At 33.9% G+C, this 26248-nt stretch carries 22 protein-coding genes, 1 riboswitch and 1 other annotated feature; of the genes, 13 read left to right on the top strand and 9 right to left on the bottom strand.

The genetic code is table 11. The features are described from left to right. The 5 genes from C1Y58_RS23565 to C1Y58_RS23545 all read left to right on the top strand — a co-directional run. The coding region (locus C1Y58_RS23565; RefSeq protein ID WP_330404499.1) for a FecCD family ABC transporter permease at positions 1-1123 on the top strand (1123 nt) is incomplete at its 5' end. Between the two features lie 45 nt (positions 1124-1168). Next, complete coding sequence (locus C1Y58_RS23560) at positions 1169-1954, top strand: heme ABC transporter ATP-binding protein (RefSeq protein WP_105619436.1); 786 nt, start codon at positions 1169-1171, stop codon at positions 1952-1954. A gap of 382 nt (positions 1955-2336) precedes the next feature. Then, positions 2337-2927, top strand: coding sequence for a hypothetical protein (locus tag C1Y58_RS23555; RefSeq protein ID WP_105619434.1), 591 nt, complete (start codon positions 2337-2339; stop codon positions 2925-2927). A 541-nt stretch (positions 2928-3468) separates the two neighbouring features. Beyond that, positions 3469-4683 carry a glutamate 2,3-aminomutase gene (gene eam / locus C1Y58_RS23550; RefSeq protein WP_105619432.1) on the top strand — a complete coding sequence of 405 codons (1215 nt, stop codon included), beginning with the start codon at positions 3469-3471 and terminating at the stop codon, positions 4681-4683. Between the two features lie 216 nt (positions 4684-4899). After that, positions 4900-8382, top strand: a complete 3483-nt coding sequence (locus C1Y58_RS23545) for a S8 family peptidase (protein WP_242985465.1) — start codon at positions 4900-4902, stop codon at positions 8380-8382. 29 nt (positions 8383-8411) lie between these two features. On the opposite strand, the gene C1Y58_RS23540 is transcribed toward C1Y58_RS23545, so the two are convergent. Beyond that, positions 8412-9002 (bottom strand): DUF4397 domain-containing protein, encoded by a 591-nt coding sequence (locus tag C1Y58_RS23540; RefSeq protein WP_105619429.1) that lies wholly within the window; start codon positions 9000-9002, stop codon positions 8412-8414. Positions 9003-9014: 12 nt separating this feature from the next. Beyond that, on the bottom strand, positions 9015-9401 hold the full coding sequence (locus tag C1Y58_RS23535) for a peptidoglycan-binding domain-containing protein (protein WP_105619427.1): 387 nt from the start codon (positions 9399-9401) through the stop codon (positions 9015-9017). Between the two features lie 94 nt (positions 9402-9495). Here C1Y58_RS23535 and C1Y58_RS26590 point away from each other — a divergent pair, with 94 nt between their 5' ends. Both C1Y58_RS26590 and C1Y58_RS23530 read left to right on the top strand, forming a co-directional pair. Beyond that, positions 9496-9672 carry a hypothetical protein gene (locus C1Y58_RS26590; RefSeq protein ID WP_170311680.1) on the top strand — a complete coding sequence of 59 codons (177 nt, stop codon included), beginning with the start codon at positions 9496-9498 and terminating at the stop codon, positions 9670-9672. Between the two features lie 2 nt (positions 9673-9674). Next, positions 9675-11144 (top strand): recombinase family protein, encoded by a 1470-nt coding sequence (locus tag C1Y58_RS23530; RefSeq protein WP_105619425.1) that lies wholly within the window; start codon positions 9675-9677, stop codon positions 11142-11144. Positions 11145-11483: 339 nt separating this feature from the next. Here C1Y58_RS23530 and sugE read toward each other — a convergent pair whose 3' ends face one another. The 7 genes from sugE to C1Y58_RS23495 form a co-directional block, all read right to left on the bottom strand. After that, a complete protein-coding gene (gene sugE, locus C1Y58_RS23525; RefSeq protein WP_105619423.1) occupies positions 11484-11807 on the bottom strand; it encodes a quaternary ammonium compound efflux SMR transporter SugE in 324 nt (107 codons plus the stop codon). Positions 11808-11897: 90 nt separating this feature from the next. After that, positions 11898-11995: riboswitch (guanidine-I (ykkC/yxkD leader) on the bottom strand. A gap of 142 nt (positions 11996-12137) precedes the next feature. Then, positions 12138-12401 (bottom strand): hypothetical protein, encoded by a 264-nt coding sequence (locus tag C1Y58_RS23520; protein ID WP_105619421.1) that lies wholly within the window; start codon positions 12399-12401, stop codon positions 12138-12140. Between the two features lie 71 nt (positions 12402-12472). Continuing rightward, complete coding sequence (locus tag C1Y58_RS23515; RefSeq protein ID WP_105619419.1) at positions 12473-12928, bottom strand: putative ABC transporter permease; 456 nt, start codon at positions 12926-12928, stop codon at positions 12473-12475. Between the two features lie 113 nt (positions 12929-13041). After that, positions 13042-13980 (bottom strand): carboxypeptidase-like regulatory domain-containing protein, encoded by a 939-nt coding sequence (locus C1Y58_RS23510; RefSeq protein ID WP_242985464.1) that lies wholly within the window; start codon positions 13978-13980, stop codon positions 13042-13044. Between the two features lie 118 nt (positions 13981-14098). After that, the gene (locus tag C1Y58_RS23505) at positions 14099-16291 is read right to left on the bottom strand and encodes a transglutaminase domain-containing protein (protein WP_105619418.1); all 2193 of its coding nucleotides are present in this window, start codon (positions 16289-16291) and stop codon (positions 14099-14101) included. Between the two features lie 186 nt (positions 16292-16477). Continuing rightward, positions 16478-17002 carry an RNA polymerase sigma factor gene (locus tag C1Y58_RS23500; protein WP_105619415.1) on the bottom strand — a complete coding sequence of 175 codons (525 nt, stop codon included), beginning with the start codon at positions 17000-17002 and terminating at the stop codon, positions 16478-16480. Positions 17003-17036: 34 nt separating this feature from the next. After that, positions 17037-18137: a pyridoxal phosphate-dependent aminotransferase gene (locus tag C1Y58_RS23495; RefSeq protein WP_105619413.1), complete on the bottom strand. Its 1101-nt coding sequence runs from the start codon at positions 18135-18137 to the stop codon at positions 17037-17039. Between the two features lie 344 nt (positions 18138-18481). Between C1Y58_RS23495 and C1Y58_RS23490 the strand changes: the two genes are divergently transcribed. The 6 genes from C1Y58_RS23490 to C1Y58_RS23470 all read left to right on the top strand — a co-directional run bounded on the left by C1Y58_RS23490 (position 18482) and on the right by C1Y58_RS23470 (position 26169). Then, a complete protein-coding gene (locus C1Y58_RS23490; protein WP_105619412.1) occupies positions 18482-19594 on the top strand; it encodes a DUF3784 domain-containing protein in 1113 nt (370 codons plus the stop codon). Between the two features lie 86 nt (positions 19595-19680). Beyond that, positions 19681-19918: a binding site (T-box leader), on the top strand. An 83-nt stretch (positions 19919-20001) separates the two neighbouring features. Next, a complete protein-coding gene (locus C1Y58_RS23485; protein WP_242985463.1) occupies positions 20002-20508 on the top strand; it encodes a GNAT family N-acetyltransferase in 507 nt (168 codons plus the stop codon). Continuing rightward, a complete protein-coding gene (locus C1Y58_RS23480) occupies positions 20509-23151 on the top strand; it encodes a valine--tRNA ligase (protein WP_105619410.1) in 2643 nt (880 codons plus the stop codon). Positions 23152-23317: 166 nt separating this feature from the next. Further along, complete coding sequence (locus C1Y58_RS23475) at positions 23318-24622, top strand: bifunctional folylpolyglutamate synthase/dihydrofolate synthase (protein WP_105619408.1); 1305 nt, start codon at positions 23318-23320, stop codon at positions 24620-24622. Next, positions 24623-24769: a hypothetical protein gene (locus C1Y58_RS26750; RefSeq protein WP_170311679.1), complete on the top strand. Its 147-nt coding sequence runs from the start codon at positions 24623-24625 to the stop codon at positions 24767-24769. Then, positions 24769-26169, top strand: coding sequence for a tetratricopeptide repeat protein (locus C1Y58_RS23470; protein ID WP_105619406.1), 1401 nt, complete (start codon positions 24769-24771; stop codon positions 26167-26169). Before C1Y58_RS26750 ends, C1Y58_RS23470 begins: the two co-directional genes overlap by 1 nt. The last annotated feature ends 79 nt before the right edge of the window (positions 26170-26248 follow it).

The following is a 26248-nucleotide window of genomic DNA, read 5'->3' as shown; positions in this document are numbered from 1 at the left end:
GATTACCCCAACAAAAAGGTTGGGAGAAAGGAAGATAATCCAACCACCTCAAAAAGAGGATAATTGGATTATACGTGGGAAGATGAAACTTAAAAGTAAAATATCAATGACAATGGCTTTTATATTGATGCTTATTGCTTTGTTTATTGTCATATTAATATCTGCAACAGTAGGTTCTGCAGATCTGTCTACTATCGATAGTTTTAAAATCATGATGAGTGAAATACCTATCATAGGGGATCTGATCCATATGGATATTGAGTCCAAATATATAACCATTGTCATGAATATTCGTTTACCGAGAATATTATTAGCTACGATTGTAGGAACAGGATTAGCGGCAGTTGGATGTGTTTTTCAAGGTATATTTAAAAATCCTATGGCAGATCCATATGTTTTAGGTGTATCCTCTGGGGCTGCATTTGGTGCTACAATCGGATTAATATTCAGCTATTTAGGCTTAATTAATCATACAATAATCATCAACGCACTAGCATTTGGTGGTGCTTTAATTACCATGTTTGTGGTTTATAATATCGCAAGGATTGGCAGTAAAGTTCCTACAGTGACTTTATTGTTGGCGGGTATCGCTATGAGCTTTTTCTTACAGTCTTGCATATCTATTTTGATGATTTTCAATCGAGACCAAATTGAAGATATTGTCTACTGGACAATGGGGAGTGTAAGCACTGCGTCTTGGCAAGAAGTATTCATTTTGGCACCTATTATATTAGTTGGTGTTTTTGTTATTTATGCCTTCTCAAGAGAACTTAATACGATGTTGTTAGGTGAAGAGCATGCCAAAAACTTAGGGGTGGAAATTGAAAGTGTTAAGAAAATACTTTTAGGTATCTCTTCATTTTTGATAGCAGCAATTGTTTCTGTTAGTGGAATTATTGGATTTGTTGGCTTAATCGTACCCCACGCCATTCGCATGCTGGTAGGACCGAATCATAAAGTACTAATCCCCTTTTCTGTAGTGGCGGGAGGAATCTTCTTAGTTATATGTGACTCCTTAGCTAGAACCATAGCCAATCCTATGGAAATACCGGTAGGTGCTGTTACAGCCGTATTTGGTGCACCTTATTTTCTATATTTACTCTATCGTAAGAAGCGTGCCTAATTGTTGTGTATTAACCCTATATGATTCTATAAAGAAGGTGATATCATGAAACAACCTATAAAAGTTAATCAACTCAGTTTTAGTTATAACGGACACAATATTTTAGAAGATTTGATTCTCGATATTAATCAGAATCGATTTTATAGCGTTATTGGACCCAATGGTACAGGAAAGAGTACTCTTCTAAAATTAATTACCAATATCCTTACCGCAAGGAATAACGAAGTTTTTATAGATGAACATGATGTAACACGTACATCTGCTAAATGGTTGGCTAAGAAAATTGCCTTTGTACCACAAAATACTTATATTGATTTTGATTTTTCTGTAGAAGAAGTTGTAGCCATGGGAAGAACACCTTATCTTAAAAGATTCCAAAGTGAAAGTAATCAAGATAAGAAATATGTCAAAGAAGCCCTACAACTAACAGACACTTATCATCTAAGACATAAAAAGATCAATGCAATAAGTGGTGGGGAACGGCAGCGAGTTGTCATAGCCAAGGCCATAGCTCAGCAAACAGAAATACTTTTACTGGATGAACCTGTATCCCATTTAGATATCCATCATCAAGTAAAAATACTCAATGTTATTAAGAGATTGCAGAAAGAAAAGCAAATGACCATTATTGCAGTGCTACATGATCTTAATCTAGCAGCAAGCTATAGTGACTATATGTTCTTATTACATCAGGGTAATATATTTGTGTCTGGAACGCCTGAGCACGTCATTACAGCTAAGCATATTAAAGAGGTTTACGACATGGATGTTGTTATGATGAAAAACCCTATTAATGAAAAGCCTTTTATTATTCCCCATGATGTCAACTAAAACTACTTAACAAATAGAAAAGAAAGATGAATTCACGAGCCTTAAAAGCTTAAAATAATAATTGAAAAAAGTTGTAGAATCAACGTAGAACGCCCCGTTCCTGTTAACTTTTTGTAAACAGTGGTGTAATAATAATTTAATAATAATTAATGGTTTATTATCTGTATAATTTTAGCAATATGGTGTATACTCTTAGTATGATACTGGAAGGTGTCGTGCCGCCGAATGATGACTTTAAGTCATTAGCACGTGAAGCTATTGTCATGTAATTAAGATAAGCTTTAAAATTGGGACGAAGAAAGCACAGATAATAACGAAGAAGACGCTTATCATAAGCGAAAAAGATAAACTGTGTGGAGCTTGACTATAGGGGGAATTGGACATGATCAAGGTACACAGATTACAAGAGGTTTTGAGCATATATAAATCTATTGTATTAAAGAAAATTGATCTTGAGAGTTACGATGACTTTATGATCAAAGTTATCGATGAATATATAGAGTATTATAATGATGAAGATAAAATGGAACTAAATGAACATCATATGGCTTTTGCTGTACCTGCAATAGCTATTTATTCGGTTCTGGTCAATCACTATCAACTATCAAAGGAAGATGCAATTGAGCTCATTTATCAACTTACATATAGAGCTACAGAGAAGATATTTGATGATTTAAGTTTTGTACAGATGGCATATTATTTAATTTGCAATAAACCCTTTTTAAAGCAACTAATGCTACGTTCTTTATCGGAATTCAATCCTATAGATATAGAGGATAGTCTTGTAGAACATGAACTCAATCATATATTAGATAAAGATCTTGATGAGAGTACTATGGTAGATTATTTTATTAATAAAGGAAAACCCGAATTAAAAGAACTCGCAGCTCGTATAGAAATGATTATCGAAGAATTCGTTGACACACATTTCTCTAAGCATCAAAAGAAATTTACAATTGAAGATTTTTATTAAAATAGAAACAATGTGGTAAATCTAGGCGATTATTCCGCATTGTTTTACTATTTCTATATTTTTACAATTCCTTGCATTAAACTGATTTTTATGGTATTATAATATTACAATGTATCATTTTATCTTTGTCTAAAGAAATTAATCTATTGTTTACCTGCCTAAATTCTCATTTTAATCGAAGAGAAGTTATTTAAATATAGGTATAAACATTGTCTATGCATATAGTCGACTAATTTCTACATTAAATTATATATGCTTCATTTTTGTGTGTTTTTTTAATGAGTTAACCATCCTTAGCCTCTTTGTCATTAATTTGGTGGCACGGCTGTCTTTATATGAACGAGAACATACTGATTTAGTATTCATTGAATTCGATAAATTGAAGTTTTATTTTCTTTTAAAGTAATATATTTCTGCTTATAATTTTACTTAATATTACAACTAATACAAAATAAAGATATCAGCATGTATGCTGTATTTTTTTGACGAGAAAATTCATGATACATGAAAGAGTTAATAAATTACTTAGGAGGTATGATATATGAGTAACAGAGACGTATCAATTCATAGGGCGGAAGAATTAAAATCAAGAATTCAAGATTATTTGGATTATGAACAAAGCATTCCTACAGGCTTTAGAAATAAAGACATGATCAAAGATAATAAAAAGAAATTACTGCAACTCCTAGGTGGTACAGAAGAAGACTGGAATGATTGGAGATGGCAATTAAAAAATCGAATTTCTGATGTGGACCAATTAGCTAAAGTTATTAATTTAACCGATGAAGAAAAAGAAAATATCCGATTAATAAGTGAAAAATACAGATGGGCTATTTCGCCCTATTATGTAAGCATTATGGAACCGCATAATCCAGATTGTGCTGTTAGAAAACAATCGGTTCCATCAATTGTGGAAATGGTTGAAGGCGGAGAAGCTGATCCAATGGGAGAAGAATTTACGTCACCTGTGGAGAATATTACTAGAAGATATCCTGATCGTTTAATTATAAAAGTAACCAATCAATGTGCTATGTATTGTCGACATTGTCAAAGAAGGAGATCAATTGGTCAACAAGATTTAGCTACTTCTAAGGAGGAGTTACAGGCATGTGTGGATTATGTTAGAGATAATCCAGAAGTACGTGATGTGCTGCTTACTGGAGGAGACGCCTTGATGATTAAAGATGACATTTTATTCTGGTTACTTAGAGAATTACGTCAGATACCACATTTAGAAATCATTAGAATCGGGACACGTACACCTGTTACGATGCCTCAAAGAATTACAAAAGAATTATGCGATGAGTTGAGTAAATACCACCCACTTTACTTAAATACGCACTTTAATTCACCATCTGAAATCACTGAAGAAGCGGCTCAAGCAACAGATCTATTAACTAGAGCAGGGATCCCTCTTGGTAATCAGGCGGTATTATTAAAGGGAATTAATAATCATCCTTATATTATGAAGAAGCTGAATCAGGAGTTACTAAGAATACGCGTGAAACCTTACTATATATTCCATCCGAAAGAAGTTATGGGTACTGGACACTTCAAAGTTAAAATTGAAGAAGGTCTAGAGATCATGGAAAACTTGAGAGGATTTACTTCAGGAATGGCTATACCTACCTATATTGTTAATGCTCCTAAAGGTAAAGGTAAAACTCCATTATTACCACAATATCTTTTAGACATAGAAGATGGAAGAGCTAAGCTTCGTAATTGGGAGAATGAAGTATTTTATTACCCCAACTAATAGATGATTTATAAATATTGAGCTAAACAATGTGAATGTTTTTTAGTTCAATATATATTCCTTAGTATATAAGGTGAATAGTTATGAGAAGTACCATGTTAATAGCTTAATATGACCTCATTCAGTATAAACTGTTTGAGGTCTTTTTATTTTATTGTTTTATCCCTATGTTTTTTTACATATACATTAATGATAGGGATTTGGGAGGTGAATGGATTGGCCGATAACCAAAAGGTGGATAATGAGTTAAATCTGGCACTAGATATCAATAAAAATGAATTATTAAAATCAACGAGTCTCTCGGTTGGCTATATAGAAGATGACGATGCTTGGGAGATTATTGTTAAATATAATGGTGATATTATAAGCCTTGCTGATAAGTATGGCGCTTTGGTTGAGGTACTTACAGACCAATATGCTATCATAACAATAAGTGAAGATTCTATTGTGGAGCTAGCTAACGAAAATCAAATAGAGTATATCGAGAAACCTAAAAATATGAAGATACAGATTGAAGAGGCGTTATACGATGCTTGTATCGAAAATGTACAAAACTTTCCACAATATAATTTAAAGGGCGATGGCGTTTTGATTGGTATTATAGATAGCGGTATAGACTATGCTCATCCAGACTTCCGCAATGAAGATGGGACCACACGAATAGCGTATCTATGGGATCAAACCATTGAAGGAAACCCTCCAGAAGGTTTTGTATTTGGATCAGAATATACAAGGGATCAGATTAATGAGGCTTTGCAACAAGAAAATAGGCAAGCGATGATGGAAATTGTTCCAAGTAGAGATATTATTGGACACGGAACTGGAGTAGCTGGGGTAGCGGGAGGTAATGGTAGAGCAAGCGATGGGAAATACATAGGAGCTGCACCTAATGCAGATTTTATTATTGTTAAATTAGGTTTAAAAGGAGCGGAATCCTTCTCAAAAAATTCTGAGATAATGCGTGCAGTGAAGTATGTGGTGGAAAAAGCTGAAGAGTTAAATAAGCCAGTAGCCATTAATATAAGTTATGGAAATAATAATGGATCCCATGATGGTACATCTATATTCGAAAACTATATAGATGATTGGGCAAATAGATGGAAGAATGTTATCGTTGTTGGTTCTGGCAATGAAGGTATAAGTGGTAAGCATACCAGTGGCTTTTTACAAGACGATGAAATTAAAGATATAGAAGTCTTTGTTCAGGCCAATGAGCGAGATTTAAGTATTCAGATATGGAAAGAGTATGAAGATGATATTGAAGTAGAGCTTATATCACCAAGTGGTCAATCAACTGGATTTTTAAAACAATTATTAGGAACTCAGAAGTTTCGACTGGACTTTACAGATATACTACTTTACTATGGAGAACCATCCCCATTCAGTAAGGCTCAACAGATATACATGGAGATGGTACCTGTTGGAGATGCCCTTACAGCAGGTAAATGGACTATTCGCTTAAAGGCAAACGATGTTGTTACAGGGCGTTATGATTTATGGCTGCCCATAAGTTATGAAACCAGTGCAGAAACAACATTTGCTAAACCAACCACAGATACCACTTTAACAATTCCTTCTACTGCTAACAAGGTGATTAGTGTTGGAGCATATAACTCAGATATTAATAGTATTGCTCCTTTTTCAGGTAGAGGCTATACGCGTACAGATAATATGGTTAAGCCAGATTTAGTAGCACCTGGTGTTAATATAATGACCACAAAATCAGGGGGAGGCTATGATAGCGTTAGCGGAACATCTTTTGCAGCGCCTTTCGTGACAGGGAGCGCAGCATTAATGATGCAATATGGGATAGTCAATGGAAATGATCCCTTTCTTTATGGGGAGAAAGTGAAATCCTATCTCATTAGTGGAGCTAGACGCGATAAAGTTAACCTAGATTATCCAAATAATACATGGGGGTATGGTACATTGTGTCTTCAAAATAGTATTGATGTCATTAATAGGTTCTTTTATCGGCAAGCCCTCAGTGATTCGGTAAGAGAGCTTAATTGTCAGGAAGTCATTAAATCAGATAATTATGCAGATATAATTCGCATTTATTATGCTGCAACATTACAATCAGATGCAGAACTTTTTGGAGCAGATTGCTACCAGGTATTGAATCCCACCCATGTAGCTTTACATATACCTATTGATGATCAATCTTGTGATGAAGTATATAAGAATATACCCCATGTAGAAGTACCGGATGTCTATGGCTTAGCTAGTAGGAGTCTTGAGGCTGCAGGGGTATCACCCATATTCAAAATGCCTGGTCTTCAATTAACAGGAAGAGATGTCCTTATTGGAATTATTGATACAGGGATAGATTATACCCATCCAGCATTTATATACGAAGATAATACAACCAAGATCCACTCTATATGGGATCAAACAGGTGATGGTCCTGCACCTCAGGGATATAATTATGGAACAGAGTATACTGAGGAACAGATCAATGAAGCTTTAGCATCCGATGACCCATTATCTATTGTGCCTGAAAAAGATGAGATTGGTCACGGTACATTCTTAGCAGGTATAGCTGCTGGAAGAGAAGATCCACAAGAAAACTTTAGCGGAGCAGCACCTGACTCGACCCTTGTGATTGTTAAACTCAAAGAAGCTAAGAAGTGTGTAAGAGATTATTATCTCATCGAGGAGAACGTACCTGCTTATCAGAGTAATGATATTCTTGTAGCCATTAGATATCTTGCTAGGAAGAGTTCAGAATTGAATATGCCACTGGTGATTCTATTCGCTGGCGAAACGAATATGGGGCCTCATGATGGTAATTCTATTGTTGAGAGATATTTTGATTCCATTGTTAAATTCAATGGCGTAGTCAATGTTGTTCCATCGGGAAATGAAGCTGACGCAGGGCACCATTTTCGTGGTGAATTCCTCATGACAGAACAACAACAAATTGATATGCAGTTAAATGTAGACGATAATGAAAGAGGTTTCTTTATAAACATATGGAATTATGCACCTGATAAATTATCCATTGCCCTTACCTCACCAACAGGAACTTATACAGATAAAATTCCTTTTGCAACCGGTAAAAAACAGGAGATAACGTTAACCCTTGAAAAGACGGATATATTAGTAGAGTATCAAATTGCAGAAGTGAGATCCGGGGATCAAGCAACCTTCATTCGCTTAAAAAATCCTACACCAGGTGTATGGACCATAACTGTGTTTGGAGATAACATTATTAATGGTACCTTTGATGCGTATTTACCTCAGAAGGGTTTTATCAGAGAAGAAACGAAGTTCTTAAAGCCTGATCCATATGTTACTTGTACTGATCCAGGAACAACAAGCAACATCATCACAGTGGGGGGATATAATGATGTTTCAAGAAGTCTATATTTTGCATCTGGTAGAGGATTAACCAGAAGTAATAATATTAAACCGGATTTAGTAGCACCTGCTGTAAGTGTAACTGGAACAACACCGGATGGGGGATACAGTACTATGACTGGTACCAGCGTTGCTTCTGCCATAACTGCAGGAGCCAGTGCTTTACTTCTACAGTGGGGAATTGTGGAAGGTAATGATGAGACAATAGATACACTTGGAGCTAGAAACTACTTGATTCGAGGAGCAAGAAGAAGGGATACCTTAAAATATCCTAACCGCGAATGGGGATATGGAGAATTAGATTTATTAAATACTTTTAAAGAGATACAAAGTTAAGGCTGACGCTAGTCAGCCTTTTACTATTCTTATAGATATGAGTTGCCATCTAGTGGGATAACCACTTGAAGCGGTGGATCCATATTGATTAAACCGATAGCATATACGGAATAGAATCGATTACCCTTAAAATTAATATTAGGAACAATAAGTACGGCTTTATCGCTATCAGCTGCTGTAACTTCAAAAGTATATTTACCTGGATCAATATCAACATAATCCGTTACAGTCTTGTAGGAGACATCTTCAAACACAACAGGTCCATCAGCTACACGTACATCAACAGCAGGTGCGTTTGGAGATAAATGACCGAATCGGACGGCCACTTTACCTTTAGGAATAGGTATTCTTGGATCTTCAATGGCAACCAATGATGGATCAGAAGGCATTCCAATAATGGCCATTGTGTAGATGAGATTATCAGGAATAGCAATATCGCTTTTTAAGATCAATTGATTTGTTCCTGCTTTATTAATCTCAACAGTATAATCACCTGGCTTAACAGGGATGTAGGGGGTAAACTTTGAATAGGTTAAACCTTCTACTACTAAATCTTCATTTAAGTAGATATCTACATTCGGTGCATTAGGTGCAGCATGAAAAAAACGAATATTTGTCATTTCTTAACCTCCTTATTGTAGTTCAGCTAGCCGTGTAACAGCCACAAATATGTCAGAAATTCTATACCATGTAGGATAGTCAACGATTCCGTTAGGAGGTAAACCAAAAATGGACTGAAATTTCTTAACTGCTTCTACAGTTTCTGGACCGAAAACACCATCGACTCTGATTTTTTGTATAGCAGGATAATTGTTAGATACAGCGTTAAGTTGTTCTTGGATGGTTCTTACATTACTGCCTTGAGAACCTTGCTGTAAATTACTCCCTGGCCATGAAGCAGGAATACCAGATACTTCTTCAGCGGTTTCTATATAAATATCATCACCATAAGCACTACGTAAAATTTCAATTGACGAAAATCCTTGATCACCTTGGTATTTACTACCCCATTGGGTCATCCTTATGGTGATAGGGGTGAATTATTGTGAATAATTCTAGCATTTATGCAAATGGACAACCACTATCATCATATACATGTACTGAGGTGATTTGATGTTGGAAGTCAATAGTGAAATACTAATTAAAGGTAATGAAGTAATATCCTTAGACGAATGTAATGATGAGGAAGCTTTCAATATAGCACTTAAACTAGGTTGCCAGATGCTTAATACACTACAGCTTAAGGTGAAGGGAATTAAAACAGAGAATGAGATGAAAGCGGTGGGTTAAAGATGTATAAGGGAGCAGCTTATATAAGAGTAAGTACTACTGAACAAATAGAGTTTTCTCCTGAAGCACAAAAGAAAGCTATTCTTGCTTATACTGAAAAGAATAATATTACCATTGATCCTGAACATTTTTTTACTGATGAAGGATTCTCAGGACGCAAAGCAGAAAAAAGACCTGCTTTTATGAGAATGATTAAAATAGCCAAAACTAAACCTAAGCCCTTTGATTTGATTATCGTCCATCGTTTTGATCGATTTGCACGAAATAGAGAGGATAGTGTTGTTTATAAATCATTACTCAAAAAAGAGCAGGGAATTAGGGTCATAAGTGTAACAGAACAGTTAGAGGATGATAAGTTCTCTATCATTCTGGAATCGATGCTAGAAGCGATGGCAGAGTATTATTCACTTAATCTTGCGGATGAAGTTAAGAAGGGTATGACAGAAAAAGCTAGAAGAGGTGGATTCCAGGCCAAGCCTCCCTTAGGCTATGATATTTTTGAAAAAGGGAAGCCACCTATGGTTGTAGAAGAAGAAGCTCCTATTATTAAGTATATTTTTGATAAATTTGCTAATGAGGGTTCAGTCCCCAGCATTATAGCTCAACAGCTAAATGATATGGGATATAGGACAAGAAATCAGAATAGATTTGAAACGAGAGGGATTGTCTATATTCTAAATAACCCTATTTATTGTGGGTATACACGTTGGAATTATAGAAAGAAGAATAAGGTAAATGACCCAGCGGAGTGGATAATTAATCAGGGAGAACATGAGTTAATAGTTACTAAAGAACTTTGGGATCAAGCTCAAGTCATATTAGCCAATTCAAGAAATGTAGACAGCAAGAAAGCTAGACCTAGTAGCGAGTACAAACATTGGTTATCTGGAGTGATGAAGTGTTCATACTGTAATGGTGCTATGACCTATGCACAAACCCATGGCTATGAATATTTTAGATGTAATAAAAAGATGAAAGGTTCTTGTAACCACAGTAATTATATTAGAGTAAACATTTTAGAAGAAGCTATACTTGGTAAATTACAAAAAGATATGCACAATGTTGAATATTTTGTGGATAACATGGATGCTGATGAAGATGATTTCGAACTAAAGATGTTACATAAGCAACTTGAGCAATTAGATAGAAAACTTCATCGTATAAAAGAGGCGTATATAGCAGAAATTGATAGCTTAGAAGAATATAAGTGTAATAAAGATAAGCTTCTTAGAGAAGAAACCCAAATTAACAATCAAATAGCTTTAGTAGAAAATCAATTGATAAACCAAAAGAAGGAAAGTTTTAAAACCTATATGATATCAACTTATCAATATCTAAAGGATGAATCTCGACCTATAGCTGAACGTAATAAGGTCTTAAAAGCCATCGTTAAGTATATTAAAGTTGACCAACCTAATGAAAAGCTAACTATTCGGTATTATTTAAGGGAAGAGGCTATCGAAAACAGATAATCTACCTACTGATAATGATGCTCTGTAGTATAAAACAACAACATATAAAGATTCCATAGAGTGAGAAGATTGCTAGATATTTTAAATCGCGTTCTACATATAGAGGATTAGTAAAAAATAAATATAGTATAAAACTCAGTAATGAAAAAATAAAAATTAATGAAATTAAAGACAGTTAAATCACCTACTCCTATATTGACTATAGTCCATTATACTAATAATAATAACAATAATCAATTAGTTAAATAAAATTTTAAGGGGAAAATGTTCGCACTTAAGTAGATTGTGAATAGAAGCTCTCAAAAGTGTGAACATTGTCACCTATAAGGGCAGTTCATATTAATGGCTAGTTGATGTTAGTTTTAGCCCTAAAATACCTATAAGTATTAACATTAAAAATAGAACACGTAATAAGCTAAAAGGTTCCTTAAAGAGAATAATACCAACAATAATAGAACCAAGAGCACCTATTCCAGTCCATATAGCATATGCTGTTCCTATGGGTAAAGTCTTAGTAGCAATGGACAAAAAGTAAAAACTGATGATCATACCAATTACCGTAATGATTGAGGGGTATAATCGGGTAAATCCATTAGAATATTTTAGTCCCGCAGCCCATACTACTTCAAATACACCTGCAATAATTAAATAAAACCATGACATAGAAATTCCTCCTTTAGATACATATGGAATAAAAAAAGTTCTTAAGTACTTTACAACATTAAAATAAGCCCGAGAAGATATTGTAAAATATCCTCCCGGGCTTTTATCCCTCCGTGTACACAGTTATCTGTGCGTTTTCTCTCGGACCAGACCAATTTAAAAACTGCGGAACCCTAGAAAACAATATAACTGTTATATTATTAATCAAAAAAGTTTAAATGTCAATATAAAAATTTTACAAGCTCTTTTCCTTAATTAATTCCAATAGAGTGTCTACATGAGAAAATTATACCGTAATATAATTTAATGTGGAATATGTAATAAAAGACCTTATATTTTAAATAAGGTCCACCGTGTAGTATCTTTTTCAAATTTAATAAGGCAATCTCTAGTATTACCGTCAATATCTAATTGACAGAAAAACCTGAGCATAATGTTGCCGGCTAATTTTTCTTTTTCAGTTCTTGTTATTTTCAAGACATCATAGGTATGTTTTTTCTTATCTTTGCCAAGTACACGGATCATTAATGGTTGAATACCTCCGTCACAATTAGTAAAAGCAATCATTTCAATAGGTTTATTAATTACTTTCATAAGACCACCTCAATATCATTATAGCAAACATACATTCGTGTGTAAATGGAATATCCTAACTATAGTTAAATTTATATTTTACATGTTTTTTTAGTTGAGACTAATCCCTTATAAGTATTGAGCAAGGAGAGAGGTTTCGCCTCATTAAATAATAGCCAGCGTATGGTATCTCCTGACCATATCAATAATGGTGAAAGCAAAAACCATAAGGTAGCATAATTTAAACAGATTTGACCATTCAAATGAAATTTGAACTGACTATAATCCCAAACCTTCAGCTTTAACCATACATTGACGATGAGTCCTGTTACATATTCAGCTAAGAGTATAATAGCTGTTATTAAACATGATTGCTTAAGAATACTCATTTTAGGTTTCTTTTCATTAACTAAATCCCCTAACATAATGCATGTACCACCGCATAAAAACATGGACCAGTGACTTTTACCATGATGTAGAATTTCAAGGAGAATGTATGCGATTCCACCAAATATAAAAACTATAATTCTTCGGGATAAATGTTTCAATTTTAATCACCTATCTATTAATTAAGTTATTTTATACTATAAGTCTTACAGTTTTATAAGTTTTTATACACAATAGAACTAAGTACATATTTGATTTATCCTTTCAACCCCTATTACCATATGGTCATCCAACCTGGACATTGAACTTGTTTGCCGTCACAGTATTGTGTAAGTAATGGTTGTTTAATACCCGGTTTAGTAATATAGTTGGTAAAAATAGTATTTACAATTTGAGAAATATTTTGAAAACTATTCCTGTTATGAATATACTTATGGTCATAAGCTGTTGAAGAAGTAATCATAAAATCAAAGCCTTTATTACGATACCATTCTGTATAAACTCTGTTTAATGTGAAAGAAAGAATGGCGAGTATGTTGGCAGTTATAGTGGCTTCTGGCCATGTTGCGTAGATTTCACTAGAAGCAACATTGATGATATAGTCCTGGAATGAAACAAAGTAGTTTGGAGCTCCAGGATCAAAGGGATCACCATCATGGACTACCATGTATTCTGGAACCACAACCGTATCAAGAACAATAAAACCTGCTGGTCCCTCTGGTAACTCTTTTACGGAATCCTCGGGAATTTTAGGCGGATATTCTTCATAAAGTGTATGAGGCTCAATAAAATATACACTCTCCTGGCGATAGCGACGTCTTCGCCTCATAAGAGATTGTGCAGCAGTAGTTTCTGTACTTCTTAATTGTGCAGCTTGAACAGCTTTTGTATCTGCTAGAAGTTGAGAGCCTTCTATGACCGTAGGCTCATAGCCTTCTTTTGTGACTTCAATAGTATATTCAGAGTAAGGTTTCTCTTCATTTTCTATATCTAAAGAAAGCTCTTTTGAAGGTGTTTCAAGTTCAATCGTAATCGTTTGACCGGAATCATCTGTTGTTAGGGTTTCAATGGTCTGGGCATCGACGGCGGTCTTCTTAACGGCTACTGTCGCATTTTCAATAGGTTTAAAGGCAGCCGATTCACGAACATCAACTTGGAATTGACCTAGGCTTTGGCGTGACATAGATGCAGGGTATCTTGTGAATTTATTCATATACTTCCCACCTTTTAAAAAGTCAGTATTATTATATGATGGGAAAAGTTAAATAGTACCTTGAACAAAAAAATACCTCCTACTTAAGAGTAAGCAGAAGGTATATAATATATAGAGTTTAATATTCTAGCATGATATATTTAACAGAGGCAAATTCTCCATATGATAGAGATTCCAATGAAGAACTATCATAATATACTGACTGAAGAGTATCTTCAAAGTCCATATCACTTATGTTAGAAGATAATTTCATGAAAACCAACTCTTCTTTATTTTTGATAGCAGATGTTAACCTTGCTTTAAGAGAATGAGTATCAGTTATAACTAAATTATTGATAAAATAATAGTCAAAGTTATTATCTAGACTTTGATATGTCATTAGCTGACTATCGAGAGCAAAATCATCACCAAGGGTATATTCTAAAGCTATATCTGCATCTGGTGAGTTAAATACAGGATAAGGGAAAGGTGAATCATCATTATTTGTTGTATCAACATGGTAATAAGTTTCTCCTCCCATTTTAACTAAATTCCAAGCATGAGGAACTCCAGTCATATCCCCGCGAGCCACAACACAATCTAACTCTGCTTCAGTACAAAGGAGTTTATAAGCTTCAGCATAACTTTGGCAAACGCCAACACCATTAATTAAAACACCGTAAGGGTTAAATGAATCTTCATGGCCTTTAGGCATCTCTTGGAAGTTATTCTGTTCAGCTATTTCAAGAGCTTCAAAATCATATACTGTATTAGCAGTTAACCAATCATGAAGAGCTTTTTCTTTTTCATAATCAGTCATACCAGGTTTAATGACATCTTTTACAACCTGTTTAACTTTATCCATGATTTCTTTTTGTTTCTTTTCAACGCCAGCTTTATCAGTTGTTTGATAGGTAATTAATAAGGAATCGGAAGCATAGTCATAACTCATAGATTCCTCACCAAGAATAAGTGGATATTGAGATATAACCATTAGAACTGTATCAGATAGTATCTCTGAATTTCCTGCTTCTGGGAACATACTTAAATTAATAACAGATTCCATGTTCATCATATGCTCAGCAATATATCCTTCTAATGTATTTCCTGCATTATTTGAAGGTTGCTCTTGTATAATATTAGTTTGTGATTCGGAATCAACATCTAAATTTGGTGGAGGGTTATCAGCTATTTCATCTTTAGCAGAAATAGCACCACCAGTATTAGCTGAACTTTTCTGATTTTTAGCCAATTCTTGTAACGTTTCTTTGCTTGGCATTTCACTGATATTACATTCCACTTCTAAAGGTGTGCCTTTAACTTTACCTTTTATAAAACCTGAACGGGTACCGTCATCAGTAAATAAGGTTACAGATGGTTCGATAATAGTCGCATTTGCATAATCCCAGATGATAGGATAGTTTTTAACAACAAAATAATCTTTCATACGTACTGTAGCTGTACTAGGTAGGTCATATATAGTAGAGACAGTAAAATAATCATCATCAATTGAATTAGGTATCTGATCAATTAACTGTTCTGCATCGATATAATTACTAACTCTTGACTCTACACCATTGACAACAGCTGACACATAGAAACAACCTTCAAATCCTTCATTGGTTGAACCATTTAGAGGTGTGCCAGTAAAACTGTTAATAACAGTAAAATCTTTAAAGGAAGTTGCAGTAGTATTTGTATAATAGTCTAGTACTTTGGTACTGGAATAACTAGGTCCTTTATAGATTTTATATTCTTGAGCACCCTCAATCTTGTTCCAGTATAATTCTGCTTCACCATCACTTGTAAGTCTAAAATTCAAATCAGGTACTTGGATCTCCGATTTAACAGTAAACATCATCCTTAGTGGTGTCTCAAGTTCTACGAAGTTACTAGACTCCATATCTCTAGAAATAACCAAATAATATTTACTACTTCCTCCCCAGCTCCTTTGATCTTCAGGAATAGAGTCCCTAATAATATTAGGAGAGCTTAAATATGTAGGAGGCTTAACTACAACGGTACCTGTATCATAATCGGTCTCAATATCTATCCAAATTTCATTTGTACACTCTAAATCATCATATACTTTGACATATTTATAAATAGTACCGTCGCCATCAAAAAGATTAGAGTTGAACTTAAATACAAATTCTTCTGTAGGTGAGACATTATATTTAGGAGATAATTCGACATAACCGGTTGTTTGATTAGCAGCTAACTTGTTGGAAATTTCAAAGGCTCTTGATATAGTTGGATTTAATGAGAAATTTGCAAGTAAAGATAAGACTAAAACTAGTATAAATGAGTTTTTTATATAATTTTTCATCATGGAAATACCTCCAATTTTTTTAATCATAGCATTCAACTGGATAGTAAATTCATAAGTAGATATATAGTAAATTGATGTGATTTTCAAGTCGGATTAGAGTTAATTATTGAGTAAATATTTCCTATACCACTCCTAACTAATAGTTTGTTTATTATTAAAGTCAAGTAAATTAAATACTTGACTCTATTAAGCATATGTATCTGTATCATAGCGTTCTTTTAACTTTTTCTTTGCTCGGGACAAGCGTGATTTGACCGTCCCTAATCGTATATTCAGCTTTTCTGCAATTTCTTCATAGGATAATTGATTAAAGAAATAGAGAATGAGAACCTCTCTGAAATCAGGTTCTAGAGAGTTAATACATTCTTTTAAATGATCCTTAATGATCATATGATCGATATTATTAATTGGTTTGTTGGAAATTAAATATTCGAAATCCGTTAAATTGCTATAATAGTATACTTTATTTTTAGTAGATTTAAGTTTTTTCTTAGTTAAGTTACTGGCTATTGTGATTAGCCATGGCCTAACCGAGTCAGGATTATTAAGAGTATCGATTTTAGTATAGGCCTTTATAAAGGTTTCTTGTAGTATTTCTTCAGCAATATACTGATCTTTACTAATATAATAAGCTACCTTATAGATATCTTCACTGTATTTTTCATATAAATTTTTAAGTAAAAGTTTTTTGTCTTTTGGATCTGGTTTCATAATAGAAATCTCCTTTATGATTTCCGGTAAAGAGTTACGACCTCAATAATAAAGCTAACTCTTTTAATAACCTGTCATTATCTTCGGGGTTGAGGAAACAAAAACGTATAAAACGAGTATCTAGGAAAGGAAATGAGCTGGCATCCCGAATCATTAATCCCTTTTTAATTAAATTCTCAAAAATATGGCTAGAAGTTGTTGGTGTATCTAATAACTTCACAAGTATAAAGTTAGCATATGGCTGATATACTTTTACTTCTCTCCATGTCAGTAGCGTATTATATATTTTTTCTCTTTCATTGTTAATTATTTGACGAGTTCTTTGGATATAGTCTTCATCTTTTAACATGATTTCACCAGCAAGACTGGCAAGAGCATTGATTGTCCATGGATTTTTTTTCTCATTTATTTTACGTAATATATTTTCATTACCACAAACACAATAGCCTAGTCTTAAGCCAGGAGCTGAGAAAAATTTTGATACTCCTCTTAAGATAATAAGGTTAGTATAATAATCCGTAAAAGGAATTGCAGTAACTTGATGAATATCAGGTGTAAATTCTGCGTAAGTTTCATCAATTAATACATAAATACCTTGTTCTTTACAATGATCTAGTACCCTTCGTAACTCACCGTGTTTAACGACAGAGCTAGTAGGGTTGTTCGGATTACATAGAATTAATAAGTCCATATCATTTGTTAAATGTTGATTTAAATCTTCTATATCTATTTGGAAATTCATTTCTTCTTTAAGGCGGTAATAATATGTGTCACCACCACCAAGATAAATTTCCTTCTCATATTCAGAATAAGTTGGACCAACAATAAGCACTTTTTTAGGTTTAATAACATGGATACTTAGAGAAATGAGCTCTGTTGTTCCATTTCCGACCAATATATTTTCAAAAGGTGCATGGGTATACTGGCTAATGGTTTTTCTTAAAGATGTATATTGTCGATCTGGGTACGACGCAATCAAATCAATATTTTCACGTAGTTCATCCTTTAATTTAGGTGAAATACCAAGTGGATTAACGTTACCACTATAATTAATGATATTCTCTTTTGAAATATTATATTTTTTTTCAATTACTTCTAAATCGCTACCGTGAAAACAGCTGATACCTTTTTTCATTTAAATCACCTTTTAAAATATATAATTTGTGCTTATTATAGCAAAATACGCGGTCTTTTACTAGTCTTAATTGAAATTTAACGACTCCTTTGGTACATTGCATAGAAAGGAGAGCAATTGTTAGAATTTTTTTGTTTTTAATCATAGCAATTCTTAAATATATCTTAAATTAATTACCATCACTTCAATAGATGAAACAAGTAATAGGAATTGATAGTAGTATAATTACATGATATACTGTCAGTAATGAAATGTGGCTATTTAAGATGTAGCTATTGTGTATTTAGCAAAGATAGGAGAAAGGTTTAGTAGAATCTCTTAGATACATATAAAGGAATGAGCTTATGGGATGGATTAATAAAATTAAGAATTTATTCAGTAAAAATAGAGGATTTTCAGTAGATATAAATAATGAAGAGATCGATTTAGATTTGATCACCAATCACTTGGTGGAACTTATGGAAGAAGATCAACGTCTTAACAAAAAAGTTCAACAAAGAAGCAATGCAATTACAGATTTAAAAGGTCTGGAAAAGTTATCCGATGAAGAGGAAGAGCAATTTTCAAGAGCCATCAATTCAGTTAGAAATGCCAAAGTTGAAAAGGAACTAGTAAAGAAAGAACTGAATAAAATTCAATTAGAAAAAGTACCTGATGAATTTTATCATAATTTTGAAGATACTTTAAATGAATTGAAAAAAGCTGATGAAAAGCAACGATTAGCAAAATCAGATATGAATTATTTAGAAGGTGAAAAAGGTTATTTAGATTATCAAAAGGAAAAGTATGAAAAGCTATTAAGAGTAATGCGTTATATGGGTGTGACTATCAGCATACTTATAGGCGTAGCAATATTAGTTCTAGCTGTACTGTATACGACCTTTAGTGAGAGCTTAATCATCCCTGTAGTTGTCTTGTTTGCTATTACCTTATTCAGTATTGTTTGGATTTACATATGGAAACGTAATATTACCTATGAACTGAAGATGAATGTGAAAAAGCAAGAAAAAGCAATGGAATTGCTTAATAAAGCTAAGATAAAGTATGCTAGGCACACTAATTATCTGAACTATGCATACAATAAATATCATGTTGATAACTTAAATAAGTTAATTCGCCTTTGGGAAGACTTTAAGTTATTTAAATCAACCAATGTGCAATATCTGGAATTAAGAAAGTATGAAACATCTGTTCTAACAAATATAGAAACGATTTTTTTGAAATATAACATTATTGAAGATGAATATTTATTGAATGAATGCGATAAAATCATCAATAAACAAGAAAGAATTGTGTTCATAAAATCCCTGGAGGATTCTGTGAAAGAAAGTAATAAGCGTCTGAAGCAAAATAAAAATGAGCAAAGCAAGTATTGGCAAATAATATATCGCCTTAAGAATAGAGATCTTGCTATGGCGGATAAGATTGATAAAATCATTGAGGAAAAATTGATGTAAGTTAAATGACTTATTGGAGAAGTTATAGGGTTGACAAATGCTAGGTTGTTTTATATTATATTAAGTAATACGTAATTGCAAAATTGTTAAATACTTAGACGGAGAGGAGTACGTTTGTACCTGCTCAAAGAGAAGGGAATTCACCGGCTGAAAGATTCCCTGAGATTAGACAAACGGAAGGTAGCTCCTGAGTAATTTTATTGAACACTGGATTCGCCAGCAAAGTAGATGAAATCGTGTGACAGCGTTAATAGTCATGAAGAGTTTCTAGTCTTTTAGACTAGAAAAATTAAGGTGGTACCGCGGTCTTTTGTCGTCCTTATTAAGGATGATAAGAGGCCTTTTTATATTTATTTTAGGATATTTTTATTAAGTCATGACCAATACTTTAAAGGAGGGAAAGTTGTATGAAGGCAATGACTATTCGACCATTAAGTATAAGGGATGCCAAGGATGTATGGGAACTTAGAAGATGTCCCAAGGTATTAGAGAACACCATGACCATTCCAAGTGTTCGATTAGAAGATGTAGAAAAGAAACTTCAAAATATGGGACCTAACGCTCATATTTATGTAGCAGAGGTGGATAATAAGGTCGTCGGCATGGTCGGAATTCATGTTGGACAGGGACCAAAGCGACGACATACAGCTGACCTGGGTATTATGGTTCATGATGATCACCAGGGTCAAGGGATTGGTAAACAGCTTATGGAGGCTGCTTTAGATTTAGCCGATAACTGGTTAAATCTAAAACGTGTAGAGTTAGGTGTGTTTACAGATAATGAGATAGCAATTGCTATGTATAAAAAATATAATTTTGTTACTGAAGGAACGAAGAAGTGTGTTTATTTTAGCAATGGAGCATACAAGGATGAGTTCATCATGGCAAGATATAATATAAAGGAGGCACTTTAAATGAAACGAAACTTGGAAACAGTATACGATCCATCAAAAGTAGAAGATCGTCTGTACAAAAAATGGGAAGAAAAGGGCTACTTTCATGCAGAAGTAGACCATGATAAAGAACCTTATACAATTGTGATACCACCACCAAATATTACTGGTCAATTACACATGGGTCACGCATTGGACAATACTTTACAAGACATTCTTATCCGTTGGAAGAGAATGCAAGGGTATAATGCATTATGGCAACCAGGTACTGACCATGCGAGTATTGCAACGGAAGTAAAAATTCTTGAAGCGCTAGCTAAAGAAGGTATCACAAAGGATATGTTAACACGTGAAGACTTCTTAGAAAGAGCTTGGGAATGGAAAGAACAATATGGCGGTCGTATAGTAGAGCAGCTTAAAAAGTTAGGTAGCTCATGCGATTGGGAAAGAGAGCGTTTTACATTAGATGAAGGGTTATCAGAAGCTGTATTAGATGTATTTGTGCGTCTTTATGAGAAAGGACTTATCTATAAGGGGTCAAAGATCATTAACTGGTGTCCAACATGTGAAACGACTATCTCAGAAGCAGAGGTTGAGCATCAAGAAAAGGCAGGACATTTCTGGCACTTTAAATACCCAATTAAGGATAGTGATGGTTTTGTAGAAATAGCAACAACTCGTCCAGAAACCATGCTTGGTGATACAGCAGTAGCTGTTAACCCTGAAGATGAACGTTATACTGATTTAATTGGTAAGACAGTTATTCTACCACTTATTAATCGTGAGATTCCTGTTATAGCTGATAGCTATGTCGATAAAGAATTCGGTACAGGGGTTGTAAAGATTACACCTGCTCATGACCCTAACGATTTTGAAGTAGGGCAGCGTCATAACCTAGAAGAAATCTGTGTTATGAATGATGATGGTACAATGAATCATTTAGCAGGAAAATACAAAGATATGGTTCGTTACGAAGCCCGTAAGGCAATGGTAGCTGATATGGAGGAATTAGGTCTACTTGTTAAGATTGAAGACCATACACATAATGTAGGTACACATGATCGTTGTAAATGTGTGGTAGAACCAATGGTGAAGCAACAATGGTTCGTTAAGATGGAAGAGCTAGCGAAACCAGCTATCGACGCATATAAGAATGGAGACTTAAGCTTTGTTCCAGATCGTTTTGCTAAGACTTATTTACATTGGCTAGAAAATATCCGTGACTGGTGTATTTCACGTCAGCTCTGGTGGGGACACCGTATCCCAGCTTATTATTGTCAAGATTGTGGAGAGATGATTATTGCCAAATCTGCTCCAGAGGCATGTGCAAAGTGTAACAGCAATAATGTTGTTCAGGACCCAGACTGTTTAGATACTTGGTTTAGTTCAGCTTTATGGCCTTTCTCAACTTTAGGCTGGCCAAACCAAACAGAGGAGTTTAAATACTTCTATCCAACAAGCGTACTTGTTACAGGATACGATATTATTTTCTTCTGGGTAGTTAGAATGGTATTCTCAGGGTTAGAGCATACAGGTACACTCCCATTTAAAGATGTTTTCATGCATGGTATTGTTAGGGATTCACAAGGTCGTAAAATGAGTAAGAGCTTAGGTAATGGTATTGATCCATTAGAGGTTATTGACCAATACGGAGCCGATCCATTAAGATTAACCCTTGTTACAGGTAATGCTCCTGGTAACGATATGCGTTTCTATGATGAACGTGTAGAAGCTAGCCGTAACTTTGGAAATAAGATCTGGAATGCTTCAAGGTTTATATTAATGAACTTAGAGGAAGATATTCCAAAGGAGATGGACTTAAATAATTTAACAAAAGCTGATAAATGGATTCTATCAAAGCTTAATCTTTTAACAAAAGAAGTTACTGACAACATGGACAAATATGAACTAGGTATTGCAGTTCAAAAACTATATGACTTCTTCTGGGAAGAATTTTGTGACTGGTATATTGAAATGGTTAAACCTCGTCTTTATAATGAAGAAGATGAAACCAGAATGGCGGCATTATGGACACTTAAAACAGTATTAATCAATGCATTAAAATTATTGCATCCTTATATGCCATTTATTACAGAAGAGATCTTCTCATTTGTACAGGAGGAAGAGGAAACTATTATGTTGGCAAGTTGGCCAGTATACAAAGATGAGTGGAGCTTTACATCAGAAGAAGAAGAAATTGAACTTATGAAAGGTGCTATCAGATCTATTCGTAATATCAGAGCTGAAATGAATGTACCACCAAAGAAAAAGGCTAAGGTGTTTGTTGTATCTGATGAAGCTGCCATCCGTAATACCTTTGAAAAAGGTAAGGTATTCTTTGCTACATTAGCTTCAGCCAGTGAGGTTATTGTTCAACAAGGTAAAGAGGGTATTGATGATGATGCTGTATCTACTGTGATTCCAAAGGCTTCTATTTACATGCCATTTGCTGAATTAGTAGATATTGAAAAAGAAATTGATCGTTTAGCAAAAGAAAAAGATAAATTACAATCAGAAATTGATCGTGTAGAGAAGAAACTTGGCAATGAAGGATTCGTTGCTAAAGCTCCAGAGAAAGTTGTTCAAGCAGAAAAAGAGAAAAAGCTAAAATATGAAGCCATGTTAGCTCAAGTTGAAGAACGTTTAAGTAATTTGAAGAAGTAAGGCTATGTGGACTAGGAAAGTATAGAGAGTGTATTAGTACTCTTCTTTCCTAGTTCAATTTAGAGTTTAAGAAATTGGAGTTAAACATAATGGGTCAAGTGTATACTTTCTATATGGTAGTGACATTAGTTAATATCGAAAAAGTAAAATAAAAGTTGGTGATGTTATGAATTATCAAGAGCTGATTGATTATTTAAATCATATTCCAAGATTTACAGAGGTTAAAGAAGACTTATCTCTGATGGAGAATCTGATGAAAAGATTAGGCAATCCACAAGATCAATTAAGATGTATCCATGTGGCTGGTACAAATGGAAAAGGGTCTGTTTGCGCTATGACCACATCAATTCTATTAGAGGAAGGATATACCGTTGGCACATTCACATCGCCTCATCTCATTCATTTCAATGAGCGAATGAAGATTTGCAATGAAGCCATTACTGATGAAGAATTCTCCAGGATTGGAACAAAGGTTAAAGAAGCCATTGAAGAGATGATTGAAGCAGGTTTGCAACATCCCACTTTTTTTGAAGTAATAACAGCGTGTGCCTTCTATTATTTTGCATTAAAGAAAGTTGATTATGCAGTTATAGAAGTTGGGCTAGGGGGGCGTTTAGATGCCACTAATATTATAAAAGAACCAATAGTAACTGTTATTACACCTATTAGTTTAGATCATACAAGTATTTTAGGGGACAACCTTGAAGATATTACTGGTGAAAAAGCAGGTATTATCAAAAAAAATTGCCCAGTGGTCTTGTTTTCTGTAAAAGATTCGGTGTATAATAAAGTAAATGAAGTTTCTAAGGAAAAAAATGCTAGATTATTTGCCATAGATTCTTCTATTACCATGTCTATTCATGAAAAAAGTCTAAAAAGACAAATTTTTTCTATTCAAACACCGTATTATAGCTTTAGGAACATTCAAACAAGTCTTATAGGCGATTATCAAGTGATAAATTCCGCCACTGTACTTTTAATTATAGATGTCCTTAGACATAAAGAGATAAATATTAAGGACAGTTCAATTTATAGAGGATTTGAAAAAGTTGTATGGCCTGGTAGGATGGAAGTTGTTACCAGGGGTAATCGAATTTATATACTCGATGGAGCACATAATGTTGATGGCATGACGAATTTTATGGAATCCATATCCAATCAAACAAAACTCCCCCCAATATGTATAGTAGGCTTCAATAAAGACAAAGACTATCCATTATTATTAGATTTAATGATGAAGTCAAAGGTCTTTAAGAAAATAATATTTACACCTATTTGTTCACCGAGAACGTTATTACCTGAAGATTTATATGAACATTATAAAGAGAACATAGCCATTAAAAATAGTCTAAAAGAGGCTCATGAGGAAGCCTTAAATGATGGCAAAGAGGGGAACATCATTTGTTGTATCGGATCGTTATACTTAGTTGGAGAAATGAAAGATTATTTAGATAGGGAAGGAAGTGGCTAAGTGATTGATTTTCATAAAGAATTAAAGAAATTTAAACCGTGCCTTGAAGTTGAAAAAATCTCCGAAAAGGATATAAACTCTGATGAAATTCAGGATTTAGTTGACATTTTACGTATGATGAATAAAGAGCAGCAAGGTGGTCATTAATGATGAAGTGTCCGCTATGCGAAAAAGAATTAGTAAACGACTATTGTCCAGAGTGTCAGATCAATAGTGAGATTTTAAAGAAAATATATATTACTTCGAGGCGTTTATATAATAAAGCTTTAATGAAAGCGAATGAAAGAGATATAACAACAGCTATTCAGCTACTAAAAAGAAGTTTAGAATTTGATAAGAGATTTATTGATGCTAGAAATTTATTAGGCTTACTTTATTATAGAATAGGTGAAGTAGGAGAGGCTACTCGTCAATGGCAGATAAGTTTTCAATTCTTTCCTGATGAAAATGAAAATAGAGCTTATCAATACATGAAGAAGCTTTATGCCAGTAGTCATAAACGGAAGTATGAGCAGCTAAAGGCTACTTTAAGTATGTATAATAATGCTCTGAAGCATATTGAGCAAAAAAGCGAAGATTTAGCGATTATTAAACTTCGTAAGGCAGTTCATATCAATCCATCCTACATCGCTGCTAATAACTTACTTGCTTATTGCTATTTAAAGACCAAGCAACAGAATAAAGCATTGCAGTGTATCAACAATGTTTTAGCTCTTGACAGCCGTAACCCAATTGCTGTTTATTATAAAGAAGTCATTCAACCCGGTGATGAAGCTGAGGAAGAGATTACGACAGCTTATAATACTAAAAGTAATGTAGCTAATCAGTTTGAACAGTCTTCGGTCTTAAATCGAAGGAAAGAAAGAGGCATTGCTTCATTAAGCCAAATTGTAATCTTTATTCTTGGTATATTAATTGGTATATTGGCAATTATTTTCTTATTTACGCCAGAGCAAGTTAATAATTTAGAAGAAGAACTTTCTAGAGTTGAAGAGCAGTATCAGAGAAAGATTCAAGATAAAGATGAGACTATTGATAATTTAAATGAGCAAATCGACGCATTAGACCGTAATGTAGCAACTTTAAAAGAAGAATTAGGTACTTACGATCTTACAGAGGATCAGGTGAGTACGACAAATGCATTAATCGACGGTGCCATGTTATACATGGAAGAAAACATTGATGAAACTGCTGATTTATTATTAACAATTGATACAAGCTTATTAAGCGATGAGGGTAAATTACTGTATAATTATCTTAAAGATAAAACATTCACCGAAGCAGGTCAAAATGCATTTAATATTGGTGATGGACTATATCGTAATGGATCTTATGCAGATGCTATACCAGCCTATGAAAGATCTTTAATCTATTCTGATACAGCATGGTATGCTGAAGAAAGTTATTATCGAATTGCTAGGTGTTATAAAGAATTAGGGCAATTTGAAGAATCAAAAAAAGCCTTTGAGCTTTATTTTACTAAATATACTGCTAGTAATGGTGTATTTTATGAGTATGCTAAAAACCATTATGCGTCAATGGAATAATATGAAAAGTAACGTAGAAACCTCTTTTTTCCACTTTAATATAGGAGAAAAGAGGTTTTTTTAAAAAAAACTATTTACA

The organism is Vallitalea okinawensis (assembly GCF_002964605.1).
In the GTDB taxonomy this organism is placed as follows: domain Bacteria; phylum Bacillota; class Clostridia; order Lachnospirales; family PQDH01; genus Vallitalea_A; species Vallitalea_A okinawensis.
The sequence above is the reverse complement of the archived record's forward strand: the minus strand, read 5'-3'. Positions and strand labels throughout refer to the sequence as shown.